9 protein-coding genes are annotated in these 11,952 nt (G+C 67.4%); 6 read left to right on the forward strand and 3 right to left on the reverse strand.

Features of this window, described 5'->3' with window-relative positions; translation table 11 throughout:
- Window positions 1-3: 3 nt before the first annotated feature.
- Window positions 4-2,592, reverse strand: a complete 2,589-nt coding sequence (locus tag ACFO0J_RS05810; RefSeq protein ID WP_376812113.1) for an EAL domain-containing protein — start codon at window positions 2,590-2,592, stop codon at window positions 4-6.
- A 276-nt stretch (window positions 2,593-2,868) separates the two neighbouring features.
- Here ACFO0J_RS05810 and ACFO0J_RS05815 point away from each other — a divergent pair, with 276 nt between their 5' ends.
- Both ACFO0J_RS05815 and tdh read left to right on the forward strand, forming a co-directional pair.
- Window positions 2,869-4,128 (forward strand): glycine C-acetyltransferase, encoded by a 1,260-nt coding sequence (locus ACFO0J_RS05815; RefSeq protein WP_376812114.1) that lies wholly within the window; start codon window positions 2,869-2,871, stop codon window positions 4,126-4,128.
- 96 nt (window positions 4,129-4,224) lie between these two features.
- Window positions 4,225-5,250 carry an L-threonine 3-dehydrogenase gene (gene tdh / locus ACFO0J_RS05820; RefSeq protein WP_376812115.1) on the forward strand — a complete coding sequence of 342 codons (1,026 nt, stop codon included), beginning with the start codon at window positions 4,225-4,227 and terminating at the stop codon, window positions 5,248-5,250.
- 22 nt (window positions 5,251-5,272) lie between these two features.
- On the opposite strand, the gene ACFO0J_RS05825 is transcribed toward tdh, so the two are convergent.
- Window positions 5,273-6,289: an asparaginase gene (locus ACFO0J_RS05825; RefSeq protein WP_376812116.1), complete on the reverse strand. Its 1,017-nt coding sequence runs from the start codon at window positions 6,287-6,289 to the stop codon at window positions 5,273-5,275.
- The gene (locus ACFO0J_RS05830) at window positions 6,289-7,578 is read right to left on the reverse strand and encodes a Glu/Leu/Phe/Val family dehydrogenase (RefSeq protein WP_376812117.1); all 1,290 of its coding nucleotides are present in this window, start codon (window positions 7,576-7,578) and stop codon (window positions 6,289-6,291) included. The genes ACFO0J_RS05825 and ACFO0J_RS05830 overlap by 1 nt, the downstream gene beginning before the upstream one ends.
- Before the next feature lie 208 nt (window positions 7,579-7,786).
- On the opposite strand from ACFO0J_RS05830, the gene ACFO0J_RS05835 reads away from it, so the two are divergent.
- The 4 genes from ACFO0J_RS05835 to ACFO0J_RS05850 all read left to right on the forward strand — a co-directional run bounded on the left by ACFO0J_RS05835 (window position 7,787) and on the right by ACFO0J_RS05850 (window position 11,876).
- Window positions 7,787-8,554, forward strand: a complete 768-nt coding sequence (locus tag ACFO0J_RS05835) for a phosphoadenylyl-sulfate reductase (protein WP_376812118.1) — start codon at window positions 7,787-7,789, stop codon at window positions 8,552-8,554.
- Window positions 8,551-9,462 carry a sulfate adenylyltransferase subunit CysD gene (gene cysD, locus ACFO0J_RS05840; protein ID WP_376812119.1) on the forward strand — a complete coding sequence of 304 codons (912 nt, stop codon included), beginning with the start codon at window positions 8,551-8,553 and terminating at the stop codon, window positions 9,460-9,462. The genes ACFO0J_RS05835 and cysD overlap by 4 nt, the downstream gene beginning before the upstream one ends.
- Window positions 9,463-9,497: 35 nt before the next feature.
- On the forward strand, window positions 9,498-10,796 hold the full coding sequence (locus tag ACFO0J_RS05845) for a sulfate adenylyltransferase subunit 1 (protein WP_376812120.1): 1,299 nt from the start codon (window positions 9,498-9,500) through the stop codon (window positions 10,794-10,796).
- Window positions 10,797-10,964: 168 nt separating this feature from the next.
- Entirely contained in the window at window positions 10,965-11,876 is a 912-nt protein-coding gene (locus tag ACFO0J_RS05850; protein ID WP_376812121.1) for a LysR substrate-binding domain-containing protein, read from the forward strand.
- Window positions 11,877-11,952: the final 76 nt, after the last annotated feature.

The raw sequence follows: 11,952 nt of genomic DNA on the forward strand, positions 1-11,952 counted from the left end.
GCTTTAGCGGGGCCGCCGCGCGCGGATCATGTCCACCCATGCCTTCAGCGGCATGGGGCGGGCCAGCAGATAGCCTTGCTGGGCGTGGCAGTCGTGTTCGAACAGGAACCGGGATTGCGCCTCGGTCTCCACGCCTTCAGCGACCACGCGCAGATTGAGCTGGTCGGCCATGGCCAGGATCAACTGGACGATGGCCAGGCTGTCGCTGTCGCCCGGGATGTCCTGGACCAGGCTTTTGTCGATCTTCAATTCGTACAGCGGCAGGCGCTTCAGGTAGGCCAGGTTGGAATAACCCGTGCCGAAATCGTCGATGGAAAAACGGATGCCCAGCAGGGCCAGTGCCTGCATGCGCCGGGCGACGGCCTGCATATCCTGGATCAGCACGCCTTCGGTGACCTCGAAGATCAGCCGGTTGCCCGGGATGTTCTTGCTTGCCAGCGTGTCGCGTACTGTTTCGACGAACTGGGGTTCCATCAATTGCCGGGGGCTGACGTTCAGGGACAGGGGGTAGGTTTCGTCCTCTTCCCGCAGCGTCGCCAGGGCGTCGCAGGCGAATTGCAGGGACCAGCTGCCCAGCAGACTGATCAGGCCGGTTTCCTCTGCGACGGGGATGAACAGGGCGGGCGAGACCGGCCCTCGGGTGGGATGGGTCCATCGGGCCAGCAGTTCACCGCCGGTGACGCGCCCGTCGTGGCCGAACTGGGGCTGGATGTACAGGGTGAGATGAGGCGTGCCGATGGCCTGCAGCAGATCGTGTTCCAGCCAGAGCCGCTGCTCGACCTCGGATTGCAGGCCCTGCTCGTAGAACGTCACCTGGTTGCCGCCGTGCTGCTTGGCGCGGTGGGTGGCCATGTCGGCCTCGCGCATCACGGAATCGGTGGTCTGGCTGTCCGCCTGGATCAGGGTCAGGCCGATGCTGCCGGTGATGTAGGCGGGTTTGCCCTGGACGGAGAATGCGCTGTTGCAGATGGCGACCCGCAGTTTTTCGGCCACGTGCATGGCATTGCGGGCGGCGTCGTTGACGTTGCTGCCCAGATCGGCGAGCAGCACGATGAACTCGTCGGCGCTGACGCGCGACACCAGATCCCGCTCGCGCACGCTGGTCCGCAGGCGATCCGCGATGCCGCACAGCACCTGGTCGCCGGTGTCGTGTCCATGCATGTCGTTGATCCGCTTGAAGCCGTCCAGATCGAGCAGCAGCAGTGCGCCGATGCACTGGCCCTGGCTGGCTGAGTCGAGCATCTGGGTCAGGTGGGTCAGCGCCGTGCGGCGGTTGGGCAGGCCGGTCAGCGAGTCGTAGACGGCCAGGTGGTGGGCGGTCTCCTCGGCGCGCAGGCGTTCGGTGATGTCGGTGGCGACGGTGCAGATGGCTTCCAGGGAGCCGTCCGGGCCGCGCATGGGCGCCTTGATGGTCAGGAACGTGCGGGATTCACCCTCGCGCGGCTGCAGAGACATCTGCGACACGCTGCGTTCCTGGGAGTCGATCACGGCCTGGTCGCTGCGGCGGATGCTGGCCAAGGATTCAGCATCGTCCAGGACGTCTTCGTCCCGCAGGCCGACGAGCCGGCCTCCGCTCAGGCCCAGGAATGCTTCGTGCTTGTCGTTGGTAAAGGTATAGCGGAAGTTCAGGTCCTTGATGCCGACGGAGGCGTCGATGGCGTCCAGGATTGCGCCCAGGCGGCGTTCGCTGCGCCGCAGGCGCCGCCGTTGGCGCCGAAGCTGGATGCGCAGCGCCAGGGTGACGATCAGGGTCAGGACCAGCAGCCCGCTCAGGCCGCCGACGATCCAGCGGCCGTAAAGGCTCAGCAGGGATTGAGAACGCGGCAGCCGCCAACTGTCCAGGGTGCGGTAGTAGAACGAATCGGGCGTGGCCTGCCAGGCGCTGAGGTGTCGGTCGATGGCGGCCAGGACCGTGGGGAAGCGGCCTTTCGGGGCGGCGAAGTAGGCCTGGGTGGGTTGGAAGATGATGGGCGTGGCGACGAGCTTGTGTTCTTGCGCCAGCAGTTCTCCGGTATAGAAGTCGGCCACTACGGCGTCGTCTCGACCCGCCTGCACGTGTCGGAAGCCGGTCTCCAGATTCTGGACCGAATCGATCCGGGCGTTGATGCCCAGGCCGGGCAGGGCGGTCTGCAGATAGTCCTGCTGGGTCGAGCCCGCCAGGACTGCGATGGCGTGATGCTGAAGATCCTCGATCGAGCGCAGGGTGTGGTCCGGCCGGGCATAGACCTGGGACCAGCTATGCAGCGCCGGGACGTGGTGTAGGTTGAGTGTCTGGGACCGTTCCAGGGTGTAATAGACGTCGGGCAGCAGATCGATCTTGCCGTCCTTCAGCAACTGCATGCACTGCGCCCAGGCGCAGGCCTGGGTCCGGATCGTCCAGCCCTCCTGGCGGGCGATTTCGTTCAGCAGATCGCCCAGAATGCCCGCCGCGCGGCCGTCCCGGGCGATGTAGATGTCGGGCTTCTGCTCGTAGATGCCGACGTCCAGGGCCAGGGCGGCGCGTGCGTGCGGCGCGAACAGGCCCAGGCACAGAATCAAGGCTGGCAAAAGGATGCTGCAGTACACGCGGTGCAGGCGAACGCGAAAGTCCATAAGGGTTCGGTCCGGGGACCGGATGAGCGGCGCGCGGCCCCCCGCAGGCGGGTCGATGCCTATGGCGCGCTGATATGGAGCCGAAAGAAAACATCATAGTGCGGAGCGGGACGGGTCAAAGTGTTGCACAGTCATCAGGATTGTCATCAGTTGTCCGAATTGTGAACTAATGTCAAAAGCGTTTGATCGCTTCGCGCCCCTTGGCGCGTCCGGCGCCGGGTCGAGTGCGGGGCGTGCGTGCCCGGCGCGGCGTCGCCGGCGCGTGGGCGGCGTACAATGCCGGCACGCATTTCCATTCCGTTGCATTCCCCCAAAAGGTGGATCATGTCTCAGCGATTTCTTGCGGATGCGCGCGCCCGGATCGGGCAGTTGCGCGAAGAGGGTTTCTACAAGTCCGAGCGTGTCATCGCCGGCCAGCAGTCCGCGCACGTGCGCCTGGCTGACGGCGCCGGCGTGCTGAACTTCTGCGCCAACAACTACCTGGGACTGGCCAATGATCCACGCCTGATCCAGGCCGCCGCCGATGGGCTGGCGGCCGACGGTTTCGGACTGGCGTCGGTGCGTTTCATCTGCGGCACCCAGACAGGGCACAAGGCCCTGGAGGCCGAACTGGCCCGTTGGCTGGGGATGGGTGACGCGATTCTGTATTCCAGTTGCTTCGATGCCAACGGCGGCCTGTTCGAGGCCCTGCTGGACGAGCAGGACGCCATCGTCAGCGACGCGCTGAACCACGCCAGCATCATCGACGGCATCCGCCTGAGCAAGGCGCGCCGCTACCGCTACGCCAACAACGACATGGCCGACCTGCGCGCGCAGCTTCAGGCCGCCCGTGACGGCGGGGCGCGGCACGTCATGATCGCCACCGACGGCGTGTTCTCCATGGACGGCATCATCGCCGACCTGGCGTCGATCTGCGATCTGGCCGATGAATTCGACGCCCTGGTGATGGTGGACGATTCCCATGCCGTGGGCTTCATGGGCGCGGGCGGTCGCGGCACGCCGGAACACTGCGGCGTCGCGGACCGGGTCCACATCCTGACCGGGACGCTGGGCAAGGCGCTGGGCGGGGCTTCGGGCGGCTACGTCGCGGCGGATCCCGTGGTCGTCGACCTGCTGCGCCAGCGCTCGCGCCCCTATCTGTTTTCCAATACGCTCGCGCCGGCCATCGTGGCGGCGTCGCGGCGGGTGATCGGGCTGCTGCAGGACGCCGAAGGCGCCGATCTGCGCGCCCGCGTCCACCGCAACGGCGCGCATTTCCGCCGCGAGATGCAGGCGCTGGGCTTCGACCTGGTGCCCGGCGAACATCCGATCATCCCGGTGATGCTGGGTGATGCCGCGCTGGCCGGCCGCATGGCCGACGCCCTGCTGACGCAGGGCATTTACGTGATCGGCTTTTCCTATCCCGTGGTGCCCAAGGGGCGTGCCCGCATCCGCACTCAGATGAGCGCGGCCCACACGCCCGAGGACATCGACCGGGCGGTCCAGGCCTTCGCCCGCGTGGGCCGGGATCTGGGCGTGATTACAAGCGCAGCTTAGAGAAATCTTTTTGCCGCCGGGCCGCCCCAAGGCAAAAAGCGCCCCCTCGGGGGGCAGCAAGCCGAAGGCGCAGCGTGGGGGCCATACGGAGTATTCATGAGAGCCTTGGCCAAAATGCAGCCCGCCGTCGGGCTGGAAATGGTGGACGTCCCGAAGCCCGTCATCGGGCACAACGATCTGCTGATCCGCATCCGCAAGACCGCCATCTGCGGCACTGACATCCACATCTGGAAATGGGACGATTGGGCCGCGCGCACCATCCCCGTGCCCATGCACGTCGGCCATGAATACGTGGGCGAGGTCGTCGAGATCGGCCAGGAGGTCCAGGGCTTCCAGATCGGTGATCGCGTGTCCGGCGAGGGCCACATCACCTGCGGCCATTGCCGCAATTGCCGCGCCGGCCGCCGGCATCTGTGCCGCAACACGCAGGGTGTGGGCGTCAACCGCCCCGGCGCCTTTGCCGACTATCTGGTGATCCCGGCCTTCAACGCCTTCCGCATCCCGGATGACGTGTCCGATGATCTGGCCGCGATCTTCGATCCCTACGGCAACGCCACCCATACGGCGCTGGCCTTCGACCTGGTGGGCGAGGACGTGCTGATCACCGGCGCCGGCCCGATCGGCGCCATGGCGGCGGCGATCGCCCGCCACGTGGGCGCGCGCAACGTCGTCATCACCGACGTCAACGATTACCGCCTGGACCTGGCTGCCCGCATGGGCGCCAGCCGCACGGTGAACGTGGCCCGCGAGGACCTGCGCGACGTGATGCGCGAACTGGGCATGACCGAGGGCTTCGACGTGGGGCTGGAAATGTCCGGCGTCCCCAGCGCTTTTTCCTCGATGCTGGATCAGATGAACCACGGCGGCAAGATCGCCATGCTGGGCATTCTGCCCGACGGTGTGGGCATCGACTGGAGCCAGGTCATTTTCAAGGGCCTGGAGATCAAGGGCATCTACGGCCGCCAGATGTTCGAGACCTGGTACAAGATGGTCGCCATGCTGCAAAGCGGCCTGGACCTGTCCCCCATCCTGACCCACCGCTACCCGGTCGCCGACTTCCGTCAGGGCTTCGAAGCCATGCTGTCCGGCCAGAGCGGCAAAGTCATCCTGGACTGGAACTGAGATCTGAGATCAGTGCGGCGGTCTACAACCGCCGCAGCAACTCCGCGATCTCCGCCCGATCCATCCCTCGCGCCAGCGCCAGTCGCAGCGCGATGCGCGCCTGCAGGGGATTGAGCGCATGAGCGGCCAGCGGGCCGTTGGCATGTGCGGCATCGTCCGTGACCAGGCCGTCTGGCACCCGGCTGGCGCGGATGCACACCAGGCCGCGGCGGATCGCCTGGGCGCAGCCACGCACGGCGGCGGGACTCAGGCTGCCGTTGCCCATGGCGGCGACCACCAGGCCGCGTGATCCGGCCTGGAGGGCGGCGCTGTAGGGATGCAGGGGCGCGTCCTGGTAATCCAGGATGATGTCCACCGGGGGCAGCGCCCGTAGCCCGGACAGGTCGAAGGGGGCCGTTTCAGGCAGCTCGGGTCGGGCGGCATAGCGCACCCGGCCGTCGGTGACCGCGCCCAGCACGCCCGCGCCGTCCGCCCCGAAGGCGTCCACCCGCGTGGTGTGGCGCTTGGCGGCGTGCCGCGCGGCGATGATGCGGTCGTTCAGGACCACCAGCACGCCCCGGTCGCGGCTGGCCGGATGGGCCGCCGTCAGCAGGGCGTTGACCAGATTCAGCGGCCCGTCGGCGCTCAGGGCCGAAGCCGGGCGCATCGCGCCGATCAGCACGACGGGCTTGGGGCTGCGCACCGTCAGGTGCAGGAAGAAGGCGGTTTCCTCCAGGCTGTCGGTCCCGTGGGTGATGACGACCGCATCCACGTCAGGATCGCGCAGGTGACGCTCCGCCTGGCGCGCCAGACGCAGGACCTGGGCGGTGCTCAGGTCCCGGCTGTCCACGTTGAACGGCTGTTCGCAGCGGATGTCGGCCACGTCGGTCGCGCCGGGGATCGCCGCCAGCATGGCTTCGATCCCCTGGGTGACCTGGTAGCCGGTCAGCGTGCGGGCGTCGCCCGCCGTGGCGGCGATGGTGCCGCCCGTGCCGATCAGGACCAGCCGCGGCCGCGTCGGCGCCGACGGGGCCGTCCCGGGTGCGCGCGAGCGGGGCATCAGGGGTACAGGCCGCGTACCTGGCGGGCTTCGAGGATGCGGGTGCAAGCCACGATGAAGGATGCCGTGCGCAGCGATACGCCGTGCTGGCGGGCGACCCCCGACACGGCCGCGTAGGCGGCGCGCATCATGGCTTCCAGCCGGTGGTTGATTTCCTGTTCCGTCCAGAAGAAGCTGGAGAAGTCCTGCACCCACTCGAAGTAGCTGACCGTGACGCCGCCTGCGTTGGCGACCACGTCCGGCACGATGACCGTGCCTTTGGACGAGATGATGTCGTCGGCTTCGGGGGTGGTCGGGCCGTTGGCGCCTTCGACCAGGATGCGGGTGCGGATCAGGTCGGCGTTGTCGTGGGTGATCTGGCCTTCCAGGGCGGCCGGGATCAGGATTTCGGTTTCCAGCGACCAGAATTCCTGGGGCGTGAGCGTCTCGGAGTCGGGGGCGCCGGCCACGCCGCCGCTTTCGCGCACGTGGTCGAACAGGGCCAGGACGTTCAGGCCGCGGGCGTTATGGATGATGCCGGTGTGGTCGTACACCGCGATCACCTGGGCGCCGGCTTCGTGGAACAGGCGCGCAGCGGTGCCGCCCACGTTGCCGAAGCCCTGGATGGCGATACGCGCGCCCTTGATGTCGATGCCGGATTCGCGTGCGGCTTCGCAGGCCGCCACGTAGACGCCGCGGCCGGTGGCTTCGACGCGGCCCAGGCTGCCGCCCAGCGCGATCGGCTTGCCCGTCACCACGCCCGTGGTGGTGGAGCCGGCATTCATGGAATAGGTGTCCATCATCCAGGCCATGACCTGACCGTTGGTGTTCACGTCCGGCGCGGGGATGTCCTTGTTGGGACCGATGATGTCGTGGATTTCGCTGGTGTAGCGGCGCGTGATGCGTTCCAGTTCGCTCTGGGAATGCTTGCGCGGGTCAATGCGGATGCCGCCTTTGGCGCCGCCGAAGGGCAGGTTGACCGCGGCGGACTTGACCGACATCCAGGCCGACAGGGCCATGACTTCGGACAGGGTCACGTCCTGGTGGTAGCGCACACCGCCTTTGCCGGGCCCGCGCGAGGTGTTGTGCTGCACCCGGTAGCCTTCAAAGTGGGCGACGGAGCCGTCGTCCAGTTCCACCGGCACGTCCACGATCAGGATGCGCTTGGGGCGCTTCAGGGTTTCGACCCAGCGCGCCAGAGAGCCCAGGTAGGGCGTCACGCGGTCGACCTGCTCCAGGTAGATGCCCCAGGGGCCGGGATGGGCGGGGTCCAGGTAGGAGGGCAGGACTTGGGGGTGCGGTTCGGACATGATATGCGGCCTTTGGTGAGAGTGCAGAACAGTCAGGGACATGCGAGTGACCCCATTTTAGTGCCGCTGCGGCGTTCTGTGTCCGGGGCGGGGATTTTCCGGCGGTTATATCGAATCAACGTTTTTTTCGTTCCGCCCGGAACGGCGGGTGGGCACACTGGGTGCTTTCGGTCAAGCCGACTTCGTTTCCTGGAGATCCATTGTGTCGATGACACTGTCCCCGCCGCTGGCGGCGCGCTGGGAGGCCCTGCTGGCGGGTCTCGCGCGCATCGCAGACGTCCACCCGGATGCGCTGCTGGCCTCGTCCATGGGGGTCGAAGACACCTTGCTGATCCACGCCGTGGCGCAATTGCCCCGGCCGCTGGGCGTCTTCATGCTGGACACCGGCCGCCTGCATCCCGAGACCCTGGCCATGGTGGACGTCATCCGTGCGCGTTACGGCATCGAGACGCGCGTGGTGCATCCCGATCCGCAGGCCGTGCAGGACCACGTGGCCGCGCACGGCGAATTTGCATTCTATGAAAGCGTGGAACTGCGCAAAGCCTGCTGCGGCATCCGCAAGGTCGAGCCGCTGCGCCGCCTGCTGGCGGGCCATACGGCCTGGATCACCGGTCAGCGGCGCGAACAGTCCCTGACCCGGGTCGAACTGCCCGAAACGCAATGGGATGACACGTTCGGCCTGCAGAAATTCAATCCCCTGGCGTTCTGGACGACCGACGAAGTCTGGCGCGTGGCGCGTGCGCTGGACGTGCCCTACAACCCGCTGCACGACCGGGGCTATCCCTCCATCGGCTGCGAGCCCTGTACGCGCGCCGTGCGCCCCGGCGAGGATCCGCGCGCCGGACGCTGGTGGTGGGAACAGCGCGACAGCCGCGAATGCGGCCTGCACGCCGGCAATGTGCGCGCCACAGGAACACCCGGCGTGCGCCCGCGCGCACACCTTTCTACAGACATCACGGAAACATCGACATCATGAGCTCCGCCGTACTCACTCGCACGCACCTCGACTGGCTGGAATCCGAAGCCATTCACATCCTGCGCGAAGTCGCCGCCGAATGCGCGCGGCCCGTGCTGCTGTTCTCCGGCGGCAAGGATTCCTGCGTGCTGCTGCGCCTGGCGGAAAAAGCCTTCCGCCCGGGCCGCTTTCCCTTTCCCCTGATGCACATCGACACCGGCCACAACTTTCCCGAGGTCATCGCCTTCCGCGATCAACGGGCGGCGGAGCTGGGCGAGGAACTGATCGTGCGCAGCGTCGAAGATTCCATCGCGCGCGGCACGGTGGTGCTGCGCCACGCCAGCGATTCGCGCAATGCGGCCCAGGCCACGACCTTGCTGGAATCGATCGCGGAATTCGGCTTTGACGCCTGCATCGGCGGCGCCCGCCGGGACGAGGAAAAAGCCCGCGCCAAGGAACGCATCTGCTCGTTTCGCGACGAGTTCGGTCAGTGGGACCCCAAGGCCCAGCGGCCGGAACTCTGGAATCTGTACAACACCCGCGTGCATCCGGGCGAGAACATCCGCGTCTTCCCGATTTCGAACTGGACCGAACTGGACGTCTGGCAATACATCGAGCGCGAAGGCCTGGACCTGCCCTCCATCTACTACACGCACGAGCGCGAAGTCGTGCGCCGCAACGGCCTGCTGGTCCCCATCACGCCGCTGACCCCGCCGCGCGAGGGCGAGCACACCGAGCACCTGAGCGTGCGCTTCCGCACGGTGGGCGACGTGTCCTGCACCTGCCCGGTGGCGTCCACGGCGGCCACGCCGGCCGACATCATCGCCGAGACGGCCGTGACCACCATCACCGAGCGCGGCGCCACGCGCATGGACGACCAGACCTCCGAGGCGTCGATGGAACGGCGCAAGAAACAAGGCTATTTCTAAGAATCGGGCCGCCGCTTCTGGATCAAGGAATCACAATGAACGCAATCAATGAACAATGGCAGCTCGCGCCCGAAACCAGCGTGCTGCGCCTGATCACCGCCGGGTCCGTGGACGACGGCAAATCCACGCTGATCGGTCGCCTGCTGGTCGACAGCAAAGGCGTGTTCGCCGACCAGCTGCAGGCCATCGCGGGCTCGAAATACACCCGTGCGCCCAATAGCGAACTGGATCTGGCGCTGCTGACCGACGGCCTGGAGGCCGAGCGCGAGCAGGGTATCACCATCGACGTGGCCTACCGCTATTTCGCCACGCCGGCGCGCAAGTTCATCGTCGCCGACGCGCCCGGCCACGAACAGTACACGCGCAACATGGTCACGGGCGCCTCGACGGCCGATGCCGCCGTGATCCTGATCGACGCCAGCCGGGCGCGCGACGGCCGACTGTTGCCGCAGACCAAGCGCCACAGCACCCTGGCGCGCCTGCTGGGGCTGCGCCACATCGTGGTGGCGGTCAACAAGATGGACCTGGTCGACTGGGACCCCGCCGTGTTCGAGCGCATCCACGCGGCCTACCAGGACCTGGCGGATCGCCTGGGCATTGCGGCCTTTCACATCGTGCCGCTGTCGGCCCTGTCGGGCGACAATGTGGTGCGGCACAGTGAACGCACGCCCTGGTATCAGGGGCCGCCGCTGCTGACCCTGCTGGAGAACCTGTCGGTTGATCCCGTGCGTGGGGACGAGCAGGCGCGTTTCTTCGTCCAATGGGTGATCCGCCACAACGGCAGCGGCTCCGACGCGTTCCGGGGCTACGCCGGGCAGCTGCAGGGCGGCGCCTGGCGGGTCGGCGACGCCGTCCAGGTCCTGCCGAGCCGCGAGTCCGCCCGCATCACGAGCCTGCTGCGTGGCGCGCAGGCGGTCGATGAAGCGGCGCCGGGCGACAGCATCACAGTGGTGCTGGACCGCGACATCGACCTGTCCCGGGGGGACGTGCTGGTCGACGCCCAGGCGCAACCGGCGTTGGACAAGGACTTCGAGGCGGACCTGTGCTGGCTGGACCAGCAGGCGCTGAATCCGGCGCGGCTGTACTGGCTGAAGCAGGGCGCCCGCCTGACCCAGGTCCGCATCCAGGCCGTGCGCACCCGGCGCGACATCCACGAGCTGCGTTCGGTGGAGTGGAACGGCACCCTGGCCATGAACGACATCGGCCGCGTGCAGTTGCGCGCCCGCGATCCGCTGATCCTGGACGACTACGACACGCAGCGGGCCACGGGCGCTTTCATCCTGATCGACACCGCCACGAACCAGACGGCGGCGGCGGGGCTGATCCGGCGCTGATCGTGGGCCGCACCCAGCCGCGGCGCGGCTGGGTGCGGAGCGAGGATCCGACGAGGGTCTCGGGTGCCGCCGCCCCGGGGCTGGGGCCAATCCCGATGGGCGAGCCGGGTGCTTGATGCCAGAATGGCGCAGGTGGCCGGCGTCCGGCCCGTCATGTCGTCAAGCCGAATGATCCGATTTGCCCACCAGAATCTCCGCCTGCCTTCTCTGGCCACCATCCAGGCGTTCGAATCGGCTGCCCGGCTGGGCTCGTTCGGCCGCGCAGCCGAGGAACTGTGCATCACGGCCAGCGCCATCGGCAAGCGCATCGGCCAACTGGAAACTGCGCTTGGACAGCCCTTGTTCGATCGCGGCAGCCGGGGTGTCGCGCTGACGGCAGCGGGGCACGAATACCTGGACCAGATCGAAACCGCGCTGCATCTGCTGTCCGACATCTCGCTGCATCGGCGCTCCAGGCCCCGGGAACGCCTCCGGCTGGTCACGACCCCGACCTTCGGGCACTACATCCTGGGACCGAACTTGCACGAATTCACGTCGGCCCATCCCAACCTCGACATCAGCGTGGTGTTGTCGATCCCTTATCTGGACATCGGCCCCACCCAGGCGGACTTCTGGATACGCTTCGGCCTGGGCCGGTATCCGGGCTCGGTGTCGGAACGCCTGACGGACGACGCTGTTTTCCCGGCTTGCTCTCCCGGCTATCTGGCGCGCCACGGCGCCTTGCGCCGCCCTGCCGACCTGGCCGGCGCGAATCTGCTGCACTGTCCCCTGGACCCCTGGAGGCCCTGGTTTGACGCCGCCGGGCTGGATTGGCCGGAGCCCAAGAACGGCGTGAGCTTCTTCGACGTGGGGCTGGCGATGACCGCAGCGCGGGCCGGACAGGGCGTCATGATCGCGCGGCGCAGCCTGGCGGGCGACTGGCTGGACGATGGCAGTCTGGTCGCACCGTTCGGCCTCCAGGCGGCGCCTGACTCCCACTATTACCTGTGCCGCGAAGTCTCCATGCCGCTGACCGGCACGCACCTAGCATTTTCCCTATGGTTGAAGGCGCTCTGCGCCCGAAAATCCAAGTCTCCCTAGGCTATGCGGCGGGGTGCGGAATTTCCTTCCGCCCTGGCCCGATGCAATTTCCGACAGCGCTCCGGAGCGGTCGATA

Origin of the sequence: Castellaniella hirudinis (assembly GCF_042651965.1) — a bacterium.
Classification (GTDB): Bacteria; Pseudomonadota; Gammaproteobacteria; order Burkholderiales; family Burkholderiaceae_B; genus Castellaniella; species Castellaniella hirudinis.

What these genes read in the sequence shown, in the direction of transcription:
- ACFO0J_RS05815 (WP_376812114.1), top strand. Translation starts at nt 2,869, where the DNA reads ATGCCGGCACGCATTTCCATTCCGTTGCATTCCCCCAAAAGGTGGATC.
- ACFO0J_RS05830 (WP_376812117.1), bottom strand. Translation starts at nt 7,578, where the DNA reads ATGTCCGAACCGCACCCCCAAGTCCTGCCCTCCTACCTGGACCCCGCC.
- ACFO0J_RS05835 (WP_376812118.1), top strand. Translation starts at nt 7,787, where the DNA reads ATGACACTGTCCCCGCCGCTGGCGGCGCGCTGGGAGGCCCTGCTGGCG.
- cysD (WP_376812119.1), top strand. Translation starts at nt 8,551, where the DNA reads ATGAGCTCCGCCGTACTCACTCGCACGCACCTCGACTGGCTGGAATCC.
- ACFO0J_RS05825 (WP_376812116.1), bottom strand. Translation starts at nt 6,289, where the DNA reads ATGCCCCGCTCGCGCGCACCCGGGACGGCCCCGTCGGCGCCGACGCGG.
- ACFO0J_RS05850 (WP_376812121.1), top strand. Translation starts at nt 10,965, where the DNA reads ATGATCCGATTTGCCCACCAGAATCTCCGCCTGCCTTCTCTGGCCACC.
- tdh (WP_376812115.1), top strand. Translation starts at nt 4,225, where the DNA reads ATGAGAGCCTTGGCCAAAATGCAGCCCGCCGTCGGGCTGGAAATGGTG.
- ACFO0J_RS05810 (WP_376812113.1), bottom strand. Translation starts at nt 2,592, where the DNA reads ATGGACTTTCGCGTTCGCCTGCACCGCGTGTACTGCAGCATCCTTTTG.
- ACFO0J_RS05845 (WP_376812120.1), top strand. Translation starts at nt 9,498, where the DNA reads ATGAACGCAATCAATGAACAATGGCAGCTCGCGCCCGAAACCAGCGTG.